Origin of the sequence: Flavobacterium columnare, from assembly GCF_014844295.1 — a bacterium.
Lineage (GTDB): Bacteria > Bacteroidota > Bacteroidia > Flavobacteriales > Flavobacteriaceae > Flavobacterium > Flavobacterium columnare.
On record NZ_CP054494.1, the window covers coordinates 30306 to 45419 of the forward strand.

General features: G+C 29.4%; 14 protein-coding genes. 7 read left to right on the forward strand and 7 right to left on the reverse strand.

Annotated elements, in window-relative coordinates; all coding sequences use genetic code 11:
- Positions 1-4: 4 nt before the first annotated feature.
- The gene (locus HUE53_RS00140) at positions 5-958 is read left to right on the forward strand and encodes a transketolase family protein (RefSeq protein WP_041253304.1); all 954 of its coding nucleotides are present in this window, start codon (positions 5-7) and stop codon (positions 956-958) included.
- Between the two features lie 1311 nt (positions 959-2269).
- Entirely contained in the window at positions 2270-3529 is a 1260-nt protein-coding gene (locus tag HUE53_RS00145; protein WP_192188593.1) for an aminotransferase class I/II-fold pyridoxal phosphate-dependent enzyme, read from the forward strand.
- A gap of 611 nt (positions 3530-4140) precedes the next feature.
- Here the strand turns inward: HUE53_RS00145 and HUE53_RS00150 are convergent.
- Together HUE53_RS00150 and HUE53_RS00155 are read right to left on the reverse strand one after the other, a co-directional pair.
- A complete protein-coding gene (locus HUE53_RS00150) occupies positions 4141-4506 on the reverse strand; it encodes a PUR family DNA/RNA-binding protein (protein ID WP_014164256.1) in 366 nt (121 codons plus the stop codon).
- A gap of 75 nt (positions 4507-4581) precedes the next feature.
- Positions 4582-6342, reverse strand: a complete 1761-nt coding sequence (locus tag HUE53_RS00155; protein ID WP_014164255.1) for an ABC transporter ATP-binding protein — start codon at positions 6340-6342, stop codon at positions 4582-4584.
- A 200-nt stretch (positions 6343-6542) separates the two neighbouring features.
- Here HUE53_RS00155 and HUE53_RS00160 point away from each other — a divergent pair, with 200 nt between their 5' ends.
- The 4 genes from HUE53_RS00160 (at position 6543) to yajC (ending at position 9546) form a co-directional block, all read left to right on the forward strand.
- The gene (locus HUE53_RS00160) at positions 6543-7646 is read left to right on the forward strand and encodes a Glu/Leu/Phe/Val dehydrogenase dimerization domain-containing protein (RefSeq protein WP_014164254.1); all 1104 of its coding nucleotides are present in this window, start codon (positions 6543-6545) and stop codon (positions 7644-7646) included.
- Between the two features lie 175 nt (positions 7647-7821).
- The gene (gene nusB / locus HUE53_RS00165; protein WP_014164253.1) at positions 7822-8730 is read left to right on the forward strand and encodes a transcription antitermination factor NusB; all 909 of its coding nucleotides are present in this window, start codon (positions 7822-7824) and stop codon (positions 8728-8730) included.
- Between the two features lie 7 nt (positions 8731-8737).
- Positions 8738-9238, forward strand: coding sequence for a DUF1573 domain-containing protein (locus tag HUE53_RS00170; protein WP_014164252.1), 501 nt, complete (start codon positions 8738-8740; stop codon positions 9236-9238).
- 44 nt (positions 9239-9282) lie between these two features.
- Positions 9283-9546, forward strand: coding sequence for a preprotein translocase subunit YajC (gene yajC, locus HUE53_RS00175; protein ID WP_014164251.1), 264 nt, complete (start codon positions 9283-9285; stop codon positions 9544-9546).
- 652 nt (positions 9547-10198) lie between these two features.
- Here the strand turns inward: yajC and HUE53_RS00180 are convergent.
- Both HUE53_RS00180 and HUE53_RS00185 read right to left on the reverse strand, forming a co-directional pair.
- Positions 10199-11059 (reverse strand): carboxypeptidase-like regulatory domain-containing protein, encoded by an 861-nt coding sequence (locus HUE53_RS00180; protein WP_065213300.1) that lies wholly within the window; start codon positions 11057-11059, stop codon positions 10199-10201.
- Positions 11060-11194: 135 nt separating this feature from the next.
- Complete coding sequence (locus HUE53_RS00185) at positions 11195-11416, reverse strand: hypothetical protein (RefSeq protein WP_065213299.1); 222 nt, start codon at positions 11414-11416, stop codon at positions 11195-11197.
- Between the two features lie 438 nt (positions 11417-11854).
- On the opposite strand from HUE53_RS00185, the gene HUE53_RS00190 reads away from it, so the two are divergent.
- A complete protein-coding gene (locus HUE53_RS00190) occupies positions 11855-12757 on the forward strand; it encodes an IS1595 family transposase (RefSeq protein WP_107317149.1) in 903 nt (300 codons plus the stop codon).
- A 32-nt stretch (positions 12758-12789) separates the two neighbouring features.
- On the opposite strand, the gene HUE53_RS00195 is transcribed toward HUE53_RS00190, so the two are convergent.
- The 3 genes from HUE53_RS00195 to HUE53_RS00205 are packed head-to-tail and all read right to left on the reverse strand — an operon-like array spanning position 12790 to position 15113.
- Complete coding sequence (locus tag HUE53_RS00195) at positions 12790-13635, reverse strand: hypothetical protein (protein WP_192188594.1); 846 nt, start codon at positions 13633-13635, stop codon at positions 12790-12792.
- Position 13636: 1 nt separating this feature from the next.
- Positions 13637-14074: a M23 family metallopeptidase gene (locus HUE53_RS00200; RefSeq protein WP_317047087.1), complete on the reverse strand. Its 438-nt coding sequence runs from the start codon at positions 14072-14074 to the stop codon at positions 13637-13639.
- Positions 14061-15113, reverse strand: coding sequence for a hypothetical protein (locus HUE53_RS00205; protein ID WP_107317152.1), 1053 nt, complete (start codon positions 15111-15113; stop codon positions 14061-14063). Before HUE53_RS00205 ends, HUE53_RS00200 begins: the two co-directional genes overlap by 14 nt.
- Position 15114 lies beyond the last annotated feature (1 nt).

The window sequence follows — 15114 nt, forward strand, 5'->3', positions numbered from 1 at the left end:
AAAAATGAAAAAATATACAAATCAAGGGAGTAAAGATACACGTTCTGGTTTTGGAGCGGGTATGACTGAATTAGGTCAAAAAAACGAAAATGTGGTAGCACTTTGTGCGGATTTAATAGGATCTTTAAAATTTGATGATTTTAAGAAAAATCATCCTGAACGTTTCTTTCAAATTGGTATTGCAGAAGCCAATATGATCGGGATAGCAGCAGGTTTAACTATTGGTGGTAAAATTCCGTTTACAGGTACTTTTGCTAATTTTTCTACGGGTCGTGTATACGATCAAATTCGTCAATCTATTGCTTATTCAGATAAAAATGTTAAAATTTGTGCCTCTCACGCAGGTTTGACATTGGGTGAAGATGGGGCTACTCATCAAATCTTAGAAGATATTGGTTTAATGAAAATGTTACCTGGTATGACTGTAATCAATACTTGTGATTATAATCAAACTAAAGCGGCTACTATAGCTTTAGCGGATCATCATGGTCCTGCTTATTTGCGTTTTGGTCGTCCTGTAGTACCTAATTTTACATCTTCTGACGAACCTTTTATAATAGGAAAAGCTTTACACCTTAGTGAAGGAACAGATGTTACAATTTTAGCTACAGGTCATTTAGTATGGGAAGCACTACAAGCCGCAGAAACATTAGAAGCCAATGGTATTTCTGCCGAAGTAATTAATATACATACCATAAAACCATTAGATGAGGAAGCTATTTTAAAATCAGTAGCTAAAACAGGCTGTGTAGTAACTGCTGAAGAGCACAACATCTTAGGAGGCTTAGGCGAAAGTGTTGCTAGGGTATTAGCTATGAACACTCCTACTCCACAAGAATTTGTAGCTGTTAAAGATTCATTTGGTGAATCTGGAACACCTGAGCAATTAATGGAAAAATACAAATTAAATGCCCCTTCTATCGTAGAAGCTGTTGAAAAAGTAATGAAGAGAAAATAAATCTATTCCTTTTAATATAAAAAAGACTGTCCTAATAATCATTTGCACTACCCCCAAAAAGTTAGATACTATTTGGGGGTATTTTTATGGAAAGAAAAGTCAAGTATGATTATGAGTTCAAACTTCGCTGTGTAAAAGAAGTTTAAAAAAAACGTTCTTTTTTCACGACTATTCTTATCTTCTAATACTCTTTTTATCAACTAATTAGCCTTTATAAATCATTTTTTGTAATCTTTACTTCTAATCAATCATTAATTAATTCAAGTTGATTATTTTTAAATCATATTAAAACATAAATTACCAATTTATTTGTTTCTTTAAAGGCAATATCTGTTTAAATAATGATATAAAAATCACAATTTACCTAACTAGTTTATTTCTAAACAATAGTTACACATCCTAAACGGTACAAGTCTATCGACTATTATACTTAATTAAATCTTACCTCGAAGTAACAAACTACAAAGTAAAAGTTTATTTTTTCCTTATAAATGATAACATACGGACTGATAAAAGTCGTTTGAAACTGAAAACACCAGAAACAAAATTTAACAAAATATATGGTAAAACCGTAACAAATTTAAATTTCACTCCTTTAAATTTGTAATACGTTCTTAATCAAGTAAACAAACTAAATTTTTAAACGTTCTTTTTGATAAAGTAAACTTACGATCCATACTTTGGTGTTTTTATTAAATAATTTGTTAGTAAAAAATTATTGATTAGCGTATAAATACCACAACTTTATCTTTTATTTTGTTTTTGGGAGATACACAATTATCGTTTAAAAATTTAAAAAATGAGGCTGTCCATAGTTTAGGACAGCCTTTTTTATGACTAAAATATTCAAAATACCAAAGATTCTTTTCATATATTCAATTCTCTTAAAACGAGTTCATCTTTTTACTCCACTTCTTTTCATAAAAACCAGCTCTTTACCTCCAAAAAAACTTTAACAAAATGTACGGAAAACCCGTAACAAGATTAAATCACAGTTAATTAACTTTGCCCAGCATTGCTTAGTCAAATAAACATTTTTTATTTTTAAATGATCTACGCGAGTAAAGGTTTACTAAAAAATATTTCGTATTATTTAATTGAGTAGTTTTCTTCTTAACACTTCTTATTTTTAGTAAAACAATACACTTTATCTCGTTATTTGTTTTTGGGGAATTACATTGATCATTTAAAATTATCAAGAAAAGTCATACTGTTCAGAGTATGACTTTTTTTATTTATTGTTCATCCATTTTTTAATTTAATCGGTATTAATTTATATTTTTGTCTTGATTTTTTTAATCTAATAATAAGATGGTAAAAGACTTATTCGAAAGAATTCAAAACAATAAAGGGCCATTAGGAAAATGGGCATCGCAAGCCGAAGGTTACTATGTATTTCCTAAACTTGAAGGCGAACTAGGCCCTCGCATGAAGTTTCATGGTAAAGAAATTTTAAACTGGTCTATCAATGATTACCTAGGTTTAGCGAACCACCCTGAAATCAGAAAAGTTGATACAGAAGCAGCCGAACAATATGGTGCTGCCTATCCAATGGGAGCTCGTATGATGAGCGGACACACAACTTTACACGAACAATTACAAAATGAACTGGCTTCATTTGTAAGTAAAGAAGCCGCTTATTTACTAAACTTTGGTTATCAAGGTATGGTATCTACGATTGATGCTTTAGTAACTAAAAATGACGTTATTGTATACGATGTAGATTCACATGGCTGCATAATTGACGGAGTTCGTTTACACATGGGTAAACGTTTTACCTACAAACATAACGATGTAGAAAGCCTTGAAAAAAACCTACAAAGAGCAACTAAGATGGCTACTGAATTAGGCGGTGGCATTTTGGTTATTACTGAGGGGGTTTTCGGTATGCGTGGACAACAAGGTAAGCTAAAAGAAATTGTAGCTTTAAAAGAAAAATACAATTTCCGCTTGTTAGTTGACGATGCACATGGCTTTGGTACTTTAGGTAAAACAGGAGCAGGAGCTGGTGAAGAACAAGGCTGCCAAGATGGTATAGATATATACTTTTCAACTTTTGCTAAGTCAATGGCTAGTATAGGAGCTTTTGTAGCAGGCGATAAAGATATAATTGACTATTTAAAATACAACTTGCGTTCTCAAATGTTTGCTAAGTCATTGCCTATGATATTTACTGTAGGCGCTTTAAAACGCCTAGAAATGCTACGTACAATGCCTGAATTAAAAAACAAGCTTTGGGAAAATGTTAATTATTTACAAAACGGTTTAAAATCCAAAGGATTTAATATAGGCGATACAAATACTTGTGTAACACCTGTATACCTAGAAGGATCTATACCAGAAGCCATGGTTATGGTTAATGATTTGCGTGAAAACTACAACATCTTTTTATCTATTGTTGTGTATCCTGTAATTCCTAAAGGTATTATCTTACTACGCATGATACCTACTGCTTCACACACTATTAATGATATAGATGAAACGTTAGCAGCTTTTGAAGCCATTCGTGAAAAATTAAGCAATGGTACTTATAAAGTATTAGCGGAAGCTAATGTTGAAAATGTGTCTTAAAAAACTCACCAAAATCTATTGAGTATAAAAAATTACAAACCTTAATTAAAAAAAAGTCCATTACTTAAAGTAATGGACTTTTTTTAAAAATACATACCAAAATATTTTAACCTTAGATTATGCGTTAGTCCTTATAATGAAGATGGAAAGGGCAAAAGAAAAAGATAAAATGCACGGATTTTTTTTAAAAGAGTTGGTTTTGTTAGATTGAGGATAAAAATCGAGTGTTTTTTTAGATTCTAAGAGTGATTTTTATCTAAAAAAAATCTAATTCGTTATCTCATAGGCATTCAAATACTTCTAAAAACGTAATTATTCAAGCCAATGCTTTTTTATTAGTTGATCTAAAATTTGTGAATTTGATGACAATTAAGCAGATAATCTTTTATTTGACTGGTTTACATCAACAAAAGAAGAAATCTTACGATTGGAAACAAAATATTTTTATGTAGTATCTTTTTTCTATCCAAACAACATTTTTCTAATTTCCTCCCATTCTCTAAAATAAAACAGCACCAATTCCTACCAACACCACCCATTTAGCTCTTATTTCAATTAAAAAAGGGTTGGTTAAAAAAAACAACCCTTTTCTAAATTTTATTTTTAAAAATTTAAATATCCTCAAAATCAATATCTGTAAAAGAATTTCTTAAGCTCTCCTCTTCTCTTTGATATTCTTTTTTAAAATCTTTTTGATGACGTTCTGAAATCACTTCTTCTCCTTTTTGATCTAAGACATAAGATGTCATTTCATCTAAAATATCTTTAAATGCTGCAAAATCTTCTTTATATAAATAGATTTTGTGTTTTTTAAAATGAAAAGATCCATCATCCTCCGTAAACTTTTTACTTTCTGTAATTGTGATGTAGTAATCATCTGCCTTTGTAGAACGTACATCAAAGAAATAAGTTCTCCTCCCTGCGCGTAATACTTTAGAAAAAATTTCTTCTTTTTCTAACATTTCGTTTTCGTTCATTCTCATTCTATCAAAAATTATTTTGTGTTGTGATGTTCAAATTTGTAAAAAAAAATACTTACAGCCAAATATTTATTAAAAATCTTTTTCAGTTATTTGTTTTAAATATAAATTTTTATAATACCCTTCCTTAGTTACTAACTGATTATGAGTCCCTTGCTGAGTAATTATTCCATTTTCTAAAACGATAATTTTATCTGCTTTTTTAGCAGACGATACCCTATGGGTTATCATTATAATCGTTTGATCTTTAGGGTTTTTTCTAAAATTATTTAAAATTTCTTCTTCTGTTTCGGTATCTACGGCTGATAAGCTATCATCTAACAATAATATATCAGCATCCTTAATTAAAGCACGAGCAATAGACACCCGTTGTTTTTGACCTCCTGAAAGACTAATTCCTCTTTCACCTAATACTGTTTGGTACTGATCTTTAAATCCCAAAATAGTATCATGAATAACCGCTTGTTTTGCTACAGTTATTACATTCTCTAGAGTAGCCTCTTCTTTACCAAAACATATATTGTTAAAAATAGTATCAGAAAACAAAAATGAGTCTTGAGGCACAACACTTATCATTTTTCTTAAATTTTGTAGTTGGATTTCTTTTATATTTATTTTATCTATAAAAACAGCTCCTTCTGATACATCGTACAATCTAGGTATAAGAGACAAAAGGGTTGTTTTACCAGAACCTGTAGGCCCTAATACCACAACTTTTTCTCCTTTCTTAATATTAAGATTAATTTTTCTCAAAACCAACTCATTACTATTGGGATAACGAAAACTAACCTCTTTAAAATAAAGGCTATTATCTAAACGACACGATTTACTACTGGAATCATCCGTAATATCTGGTACCGTTTTTAGAAATTCGTTTATTCTTTTTTGAGAAGCCTCTGCTTCTTGTACCAACGATGAAACCCAACCTATGGATGTAACGGGCCAAATTAACATATTGATATAAAGTATAAATTTGGCAATAACTCCAAGATTTAACAAACTTCCTTGAATATACATATACCCTCCTACGGAAATCACTAGTAAATTACTTAATCCTATTAACAATAACATTAAAGGAGCAAAAAAAGCTTGTGTCTTAGCTAAATCTATACTTTTTTCATAATTAATCTTAGAAAGATCATTGAGTTCTAATTCTTTAAAAGAATGAATATGATAGGATTTAACAACACGAATTCCTGAAAAATATTCTTGTGCAAAACTGGTAAGCTTGGATAAATTTTGCTGAAAAATAGTGCTTTTTTTATTAATCTCGGAACTTATTTTAAAAATAGAGTACGCTAATAAAGGCAATGGCAGTAATACTATTATCGTTAGTATTTTAGACAGTTTTATCATGTAAAAAATAACAATAGCAAATCTGATGATTGTATTGATTGTATACATAACCGCAGGTCCCACATACATTCTCACTCTTGCTATATCTTCAGTAATACGATTCATCAAATCACCCGTTCTATTTTCTATATAAAAACGCTGACTTAATATTTCGTATTTTTTGAAGACTTCATTTTTTAGATCATATTCCACATGACGAGACATAACAATTAATGTTTGGCGCATCAAAAAAGTTAAAAAACCAGCAAACAAAGTAGCTCCTAAGATTAGGATAATGTATTTTTTTAAATTAGTTCTTATTTCGGTCGAATTGGATTGATTATACCTAAAATAGTGTTCTATTTCAGAGATGGAATCTCCGATTAATTCAGGAGTAAACAATGAAAAAAACTGAGCAATTATTGTAATTAAAATTCCTCCAAAAAAATGATATTTATACTTTAAAAAATAAGGGTTGATATACCTAAGCTCTTTCATTTTTTCAAAATAAAAACGTTTTTAAATAAAAATACTTCAATAAAACTTTAATATTCAAACAGTAATTTATAGATAATAAAATTTTATTTTTTATAACTAGAACTAAATATTTTAGCTTATAATTGCAAAAAATTAATCGAAAAGCGTAATTTTGCATCGGTTTTAAAAAACAAACCATACTATTTTAAAAAACATTCATTATGATTACTGAATCTGTAAAAGCAAGTGAATTACATAAAGTTGATCCTGTATTTGGTCAAGTTTCATTTGATAATCACGAACAAATTGTTTTTTGCCACGACAAAGATACTGGTTTAAAAGCAATAATTGGTATCCATAACACGGTTTTAGGTCCTGCTTTGGGAGGGACTAGAATGTGGAAATATACAAACGAGTGGGAAGCATTGAATGATGTACTACGTTTGTCTCGAGGAATGACTTTTAAATCGGCTATATCTGGCTTAAATCTAGGTGGCGGTAAAGCAGTAATCATTGGCGATTCAAAAGTTGATAAAACTCCTGAAATGATTGCTAAATTCGGTCAATTTGTACATTCTTTAAGCGGGCGTTACATTACAGCTGAGGATGTAGGTACAACAACACCTGATATGGACTTAATTCGTCAACACACACCACACGTAACGGGTATTTCTGAAGCAATAGGTGGATCAGGTAATCCTTCACCTGTTACCGCATACGGTGTATATATGGGAATGAAAGCTGCAGCTAAATATAAATTTGGATCTGAAAACTTAGACGGTAAAAAAGTTTTAGTACAAGGTATTGGTCACGTAGGAGAAACTTTAGTTGACTATTTAACAAATGAAGGGGCAAAAGTTATTATTTCAGACATTAATGAAGCTCGTTTAACTGAAATAGGAAACAAATACGGTGCTAAAATTTCCCAAGGAGATGATTTATACAGTACAGATATAGACATTTACGCTCCATGTGCTTTGGGTGCAACGGTAAATGATGATACTATTAGCAAGTTACAAGCAAAAGTAATTGCTGGTGCTGCTAATAATCAATTGGCGAATGAGGTACGCCACGGACAAATGCTAAAAGAAAAAGGAATTTTATACGCTCCTGATTTCTTGATTAACGCAGGTGGTATCATTAACGTGTACGGCGAAATAGCTAACTACGGCAAAGAGGAAGCTATGCGTAGAACTGAAAATATCTTCAATACGACATTAGAGATATTTGACTATGCTGATGCTAATAATATTACAACTCACGAAGCCGCTTTCAAAATTGCTCAAAATCGTATTGACCTTAAAAAGAAAGAATTGGCTAAATAACTGACGATTAAAAAACAAATAACCTAACAAAAATTGTTAATTACTCTTTATGTTAAGGTATTTTAATCTCTAAAAAATATGTATTTTTGCGAAGCGAGAGAAACTCTTTCGCTTCGTTAATTTTTTAAAAGTTCTTACAAAGGTGTTAAATAGAAGACATATCCGACTAAAAGTGATGCAAACTATATATGCAATGCATCAAAACCATTCAGATAATATTGAAAAAGAAGAGAGGTTCTTATTTAATAGTATCGATAATATGCAAGATTTGTATCTTGTAACCATTTCTTTATTATTAGAAATAAGAAAGAAAGAGGAAGAGTTTTTAGATTTATCTAGTAAAAAATATTTAGCTACCCGAGAAGAAAAAAATCCAAATTTAAAATTTGTTCATAACAAAGTTCTTCATCTATTAGAGGAAAGCAATTCCCTATCTATTGCATTAACCGATCGAAAAATTAATGATTGGCATATACATGAGGAATATGTAAAAATTTTTACTACTGAAATTAAACAAAGCGATTTGTACAAAAAGTACATGACTAATCGCATCAATGATTTTCAAGAAGACAAAGATTTCATTATCAATCTATTTACAGAAATTTTAGCGCCAAACGTTAAACTTTATGAATATTTAGAAGATCATAAGTTAACTTGGATAGATGACATTCCTCTAATAAATACATTTATTGTTAAACAATTAAGGGCCATTAAGAACGAAGACGATTTATTCTTTGTTCCTAAATTATTTAACGATATTGAAGATCGTGAATTTGTATCACAACTTTTCCGAAAAACAACTTTAAACGAAGCGACTCTTGCTAAGGAATTTGCTGAAAAAACACCTAATTGGGAAATAGAACGTATTGCAGAAATTGATACTATTATTCTAAAAATGGCCATTTGTGAATTATTAAAGTTCCCTTCAATTCCTGTTAAAGTAACAATTAACGAATATTTAGAAATAGCAAAAGAATATTCTACTCCAAAAAGTTCTATATTTATCAACGGAATTTTAGATAATTTAGTAAAAGAATTTAACACGAACGGCAAGTTAAAAAAAACAGGTCGTGGCTTAATGTAATAACAAGATGAAAAAGTACAGTTTTGCAATTTTTACAATCCTTTCATTAGTAGCCTGCAAATCTAAAGACGAATTTGAGGTTCAACAATTAGACGATAATAATTTAGTATTACCACAAGGTGTGCTTTCCATGAAAGAAGAAAGCATGAAAAAGAAACTAAAACCAGGTGAATACCCAAAAATAGAGTTTGATAATCTTCAACATGATTTTGGAACAATTAAACAAGGAGATAAAGTAGAGCATATATTTAAGTTTACTAATACAGGTAAAAATGACTTATATGTAATGGAAGTTCGCCCTTCTTGTGGATGCACAGCTCCAGAATGGACAAAAACACCCGTAAAAAAAGGACAATCAGGTGAAATAAAAATTATTTTTGATTCTAAAGGAAAATCGGGTCAACAAACTAAATCAGTTGCTCTTTTAACCAATACAGAACAAGGAAACGAAATTTTAACTTTTAAAGCAAATATATTAGTAGAAAATAACGACTCTACTACTAAATAGTTTTTAATATCTTATAACAATATAAAAAGTAAATTAATACGAAAATGATGCAATTTTTACCTTATTTGTTAATGTTTGTTGTAATGTTTGTATTCTTAATACTACCACAACAACGAAAAATAAAAAAAGAAAGAGAATTTGAATCTTCACTAAAAGTAGGCGACAAGATTATCACCAAAAGTGGAATTCATGGAAAAATAGCTGAATTAGCCGAAGGTACAGTTATTATAGAAACTATGGCTGGTAAAATAAAAATGGAACGTTCTGCTATATCATTAGATATGACAAAAACATTAAATAAAAAATAAAATTTTATTTAGGAATAATAGCCATCCATTTTTTTCGATGATGGCTATTGTTCTTTTTGGAAATAAACACAATTCATTTGAACCCAAAGGAAGGCTCGAATGAAGTGAATAGACAAAACAAATCACATAGCACTAATGTGATTTCTGCCGTTTTTGAAGTAACCAATTAAACGCTAAGTGCATCTTATCATCTACTCGTACAATAGCAGTATTCTCTTTTACTGTAATATAATATATTTTCTGCTTTTTTTGATAATTCACATTTTATTGTAGTAGTAATTGAATTATACCATTTAAACTTTGAATTTTCTTTTTAAAAATAGTACATCTAGAAAAGCAACAAATATTAGTATTGGTTCTCGATGCGCTTCGCACTCGAACGAACGATGATTTCAATTATATACTCAACCGTCTGTTCGAGTTGTTTTTAAAATGAAAAAAAAACGTATCGAGAACTTTACTTTTTAATCCAGTATATTTTAAGTTTAAATGGTATTATTAACTCAAATCAAGCTACGAATTAGAAATTTATTAAAACAAAAATAATTTTAAATGACACTATCCTAAAAAAATCCCGCGTATTTTTATTCTTGTTTTTCCTTTTGATCTTCATCATAACATCTAACACACAATCTGGGGTTAAACTACTTCATTAGTTTGTTAATATTAAACTAATGGCAGGCTCAAAAACCCTGTTTTTTGTAGTTGCATCCACTCGTTTTTTTAACTCTTTATACCAATTTCCTCCATAATAAGTATAAGTAAAATCTTTTTCTACAAAATTATAAAAAAGCAAAGGATAGTAAATAGTCTGTATTTTTAGGGAGCCATCAATTGCTATTGAATTTTTAATCCATTTATTTTTTTCTATTAATAAGCGTTCTACTGCTATAAATAAACCTTCTCTAGGAAAAACGAGATTATAATCAGAGATATCAAAATAAGTTTTTCGGCTTCCTTTTTTGACTTGAACAATCAAATCCTTTGTTATTAATTCTTCGCCAGGTAATCCACTAGGTGTTACGTTATAAAAATGTATTTTAACACTTGCTGTTTCAATATTACTTTCTGTAAATAATCCTATTTTCTTTAAGTATCTATTTTTTTTAATCTTGGCTCCGTAAGGAAAATAAATGGCATCTATTTTAGGTCCATTTTCAAAAGCTTGGGAAATACTATTTGTTAATGATAATTCAAATATTCTCGTTTCTTTCTTATTTGTAATGATTACATCATTAAGTTGATAAGTTGTTGAAACAAGTTGTACGGTTTGTATAGCAGAAGAGGGTACTATTTTTTTTTCATAACCTAAAGCTGAAAAAACAATCATTTTTTCTTCTTTTATAGGTAAATAAAAACTTCCGTCCTCCTCAGAATTTGTACCTATTTTTTCATTTTGTACTCCAATATTTACATAAGGAATCGGTTGATTATTAGCATCTATTACTTTTCCTTTTATTTGAGCAGGAACTATAGTACTTGCTAATAAAAGAAACATAATTATTTTATTCATAGATTAATTCTTTTATTATCTCCTTTTTTATATGTTAGCTTTGAACTGGTAAAAGTACAATCTTTTTTAATTCTTCTCGTGTTGTTCCAACACCTTTAGCTGACCTATCATTAAATTGAATTAACCCAGAAAAACCTAACCGCTATCTACTGAAGGACTAAATGTCTTATTCGTTTCTATATACATTATAGACATTAGCTGGCTCGCTTTTTCTTTTTTGTTTTTTTCTCCCCAAAGTTCTTGACAAACTTCAAGCACTTTTTTTCTTTGGTCACAAGTTAATTTATCACTCCAATAAAATTGGTTCTCTTCTTGTTTACAAAAGCACCCTCCTTTCTTTTCCTCTTTTTTCTCCACCTTCGTTTTTCCTATAACAGCGGGGCTTTTTCCTTCGGGGATTTCAATGGTGTGGGGTTTGTCTCTTTGAGCGGTTCCTTGGGTTTCTGCCCAATCCCATATTTCGTCTATGGTTTCTGAAATGCTTCTAAATACTCCTTTCTCTTCTTTTTTACTCCTTGGTTTGTGCTCTGCCGGAGAACCTTTACTTTTTTATTTCTATGTTTAAGGTTGTGTGTGTTGGTTTTGTAATATCGCTCCTTTTTCTGTACAAATCCTTGTCTTCTTTTTGAGGTTATATACCAGTGGGGCAAGGAAAATGTTGCCATTTTCCTTCTTCTATCTCAGTTATGTCCCCAATTGGTTTTTAGTTTGTCAAAGAGCGTTTGAATTAAAAATATAAATTTTTTGAGTTAATCATTTAATTTCTGTATCTTTAAGTCTTTAAAATCATGTATTATGGAAGTATTTGAAGGACAAAATATACTAAACTTTATAAAAGAATTGCCAAATGATGAATCTTGTAAGGCATATTTAGCACAAATAAAATGGAAAGATGGTTTTATTTGTATGAAGTGTGGTCATACAAAAGGATGTGAAAAATCGGGATATAATTACCAATGTTATAATTGTCAACATGTTGAAAGTGCCACTGCCAATACGTTGTTTCACAAGGTTAAATTTGGTTTACATAAAGCTTTTTGTATTGTGTTCGAAATGACAACTAGTAGTAAAAGTGTATCAAGTATTCAAATGGGCAAACGTTTTGGTATTCGCCAAGGTACTGCTTGGTATTTTATGCAAAAAGTGCGCAAAGCAATGCAAAGTAGCCAGAAATATCCTTTGTCAGAATTGGTTCATGTAGACGAATTTACTGTGGGTGGAAAAGAAGAAGCAAAACAAGGAAGAAGTTATGATTCTAAAAAGAAAAAAGCAGTAATAGCAGTAGAATTAAACCAAAAACATCAGATAAAAAGAGTCTATGTGAAATCTATTGACGACTATTCTTCAAAATCACTAACTCCAATTTTTGAAGAACATATAAGTCAAACGGCAAAGATAGTAACCGATAAATGGAGAGGGTATGAACCTCTAAAAAAACTTTACAATATTGAACAGCAATTAAGTAATAAGGGAAGAAATTTCAACGAATTACATATTATAATAATGCTATTGAAATCTTGGATTAGAACAATACCAACCCATATTAACAAATGGTATATTCAAGCTTATTTTGATGAGTTTTGTTTTAGAATAAACCGTTCTCAATTTAAAACAAGTATTTTTCATAAAACCATAGAAAGAATGCTAAATACAAAACCAATTTATCAAAAAAATATAAAACAGATATTAAGTATATAACTCAAAACATTTTTTTATCTTTTGACTTAAAACTAGTTTGTTTTAATAGAAAATGAAGTAAAAAATGGGTAAGGCTTGTTATCTTCTTCCATTTTTTTTCTATATTTTTTTATCCATTCATCATAATAATAAGTGACTTTTAAAGTGTTATTTTCTACAGAGTATTTTGAAAAAGGTTTCCCTATTTGAGGTATTTTGTTTTGAGGTAAATTAAACGTCTCATTAAAAAAAACATCATACACACAATCTCTAGTTTTAAACCCCCATATTAATTCAACTTGATTTTCATTTAATATTTTTATAGGAAATGAGTATGCGCATTGTTCGTGGAATAAATAAGATAAATTTTCTTTATCTAAATGAATTTCAATATTGTCTTTTTCCCAAATATTAAAAATTGATTTTTCTTTTGTTAGATTATGGTTTGTTTTAAATTCCCAGCTCTTTATTACCTTTTTATTCAAAATTAATTTTAACGTCTTATAGCCTATGGAATTTTCAACATTTATATTTATATTTTGAGAATTTGTATGTACTGTGTCAATAATTTTATATTTCGCTAATTCTTCATTTTTTAAAAATTTATCCAGTGAGAAAATATAACTTTCAGAATTATTGATTTTATATAAGCAATAGTATATACTATCAATTGATGTCTTTTCGAAATTTAAAATTTTTATATCTAATAATTCTTCTTGTTCAAAGTATTCTTTATTGATGAAAATATCTCTTTGTTCTACAACTTTTTTTATAGTATCAATTACGTTAATACTTTCACTTTTTTTACTATTTACAATCTTATTATTCTCAACTTGTTTTTTACAAGAAGTTAAAAATATTAATATAAATGCAATGCAAATATTTGTTTTGATTTTCATATTAGTTTCCCGTTTGTTTAGTTTTATCTGGATTAGTTATTACATCATTTTTGAGTTCCTCTATGGTTGCTAATGGGTCTAATTTACCTCCAGTTCTTGCACTCGTACTTCTTACCTCAAAATGAAGGTGATTCATCTTTGCTTGTTGTCCAGATGCATTTCCAGTTTGACCTGTTTTACCTATAATATCCCCAGCTTTAACTTTGGTTGGATTTCCATCTTTATCTTTTGCGGTTATTGAGGTTTCACTTAAATGAGCATAAAAAAACCAATATGTTTTACCATCATAATCACCTTTGATATTTACGCGATTTCCATAACTTTCAGAATAATAAATCTCATTTACTTCTCCATCAACACAGGCGTACATTGTTGTAACAATTGGTGAATACAAGTCTAAAGTATCATGATTTTTTTTAAGATTCTTACCTATTTTTATTTTTTTCTAATTTATAAGTTTGTGATTCACCAACCATTTCATCAATAAATGAACTTTTAAGATTAAAGAGTTGTCCGTTATTTGTTATTATAAACATCTTACTTTTATCTTCTTTCATAGAAAAAACTATTTTGTCCTTGTCTATATCTATTAATTGTAAATCTTTAGAAATATTTTCAACATAACTGTCTAATTTAAAAATAGCCATATTATCTTGAATTACTAAATTCATCATTCCCCAACCTCGTGGATCACCTGACTCTTCTTTCATTCTTAAAAACCTACATGAATAAGTACCTAGCCATTCTTTATATATGTTTTGATCTAGTTTGTTTTTAAACACCTTGTTAATCACAGCTTCTACTTTCATGAATTGAGGCTTATTCATTCTTGAAAGCTTCATTTCAGGTTGGCTTGTTTTGCCATTAAAAAATATAAAAGGTAATTCTTTTTGACTTTCAGCTTCAGTATGATTATCATCTCTTTGATAATCATTATTTAATGATGCTTTTATTTCTCTTTTTTGATTAACAATCAATCCTTTTATATCATTGGGATAAGCCCAGATGAATTGATTAGGATAGCGATTATCTTCTAAAACAGGATTAAAATATAGTATTGCTTTCTGTTGTTTATCAATAATATCATAAATCACATAATCCACTCCATCTTCATCTCCTTGAATTCTTACAATTTCTATTTCTGCGTCATCATCTAAATTAACTAACCACTTTTTATTTATACTTCCCCAAGGATATGTAAATTCATAAAGGAACTCATTATTTTTAAGCCAAAACTCAGTAGTATTAATAGCTTTATCGTCAGTAGCTGTAATTATAGTATCTTTCGTTCCATCATCATCAAAATCAATTTCTTCTTGACTTATAATTTTTAATTCAGACGGAATCTCATATGCCTTTTTTTCTACTTGTTTAATCGAAGATTTTTCCGAATCCTTTTGAACGGTAACATTGTTTTTTTTACAAGAAAGGTCTAATGCGGTTATTGCTAAAAAACAAAAAATAAATTTAAATTTCATT

Excerpts from the sequence above, each read along its gene's own strand:
- HUE53_RS00155 (WP_014164255.1), bottom strand. The coding sequence starts at position 6,342 with ATGAAAGAGCTTAGGTATATCAACCCTTATTTTTTAAAGTATAAATAT.
- HUE53_RS00160 (WP_014164254.1), top strand. The coding sequence starts at position 6,543 with ATGATTACTGAATCTGTAAAAGCAAGTGAATTACATAAAGTTGATCCT.
- HUE53_RS00205 (WP_107317152.1), bottom strand. The coding sequence starts at position 15,113 with ATGAAATTTAAATTTATTTTTTGTTTTTTAGCAATAACCGCATTAGAC.
- HUE53_RS00190 (WP_107317149.1), top strand. The coding sequence starts at position 11,855 with ATGGAAGTATTTGAAGGACAAAATATACTAAACTTTATAAAAGAATTG.
- HUE53_RS00195 (WP_192188594.1), bottom strand. The coding sequence starts at position 13,635 with ATGAAAATCAAAACAAATATTTGCATTGCATTTATATTAATATTTTTA.
- HUE53_RS00140 (WP_041253304.1), top strand. The coding sequence starts at position 5 with ATGAAAAAATATACAAATCAAGGGAGTAAAGATACACGTTCTGGTTTT.
- HUE53_RS00145 (WP_192188593.1), top strand. The coding sequence starts at position 2,270 with ATGGTAAAAGACTTATTCGAAAGAATTCAAAACAATAAAGGGCCATTA.
- HUE53_RS00170 (WP_014164252.1), top strand. The coding sequence starts at position 8,738 with ATGAAAAAGTACAGTTTTGCAATTTTTACAATCCTTTCATTAGTAGCC.
- HUE53_RS00180 (WP_065213300.1), bottom strand. The coding sequence starts at position 11,059 with ATGAATAAAATAATTATGTTTCTTTTATTAGCAAGTACTATAGTTCCT.
- nusB (WP_014164253.1), top strand. The coding sequence starts at position 7,822 with ATGCAAACTATATATGCAATGCATCAAAACCATTCAGATAATATTGAA.
- yajC (WP_014164251.1), top strand. The coding sequence starts at position 9,283 with ATGATGCAATTTTTACCTTATTTGTTAATGTTTGTTGTAATGTTTGTA.
- HUE53_RS00150 (WP_014164256.1), bottom strand. The coding sequence starts at position 4,506 with ATGAACGAAAACGAAATGTTAGAAAAAGAAGAAATTTTTTCTAAAGTA.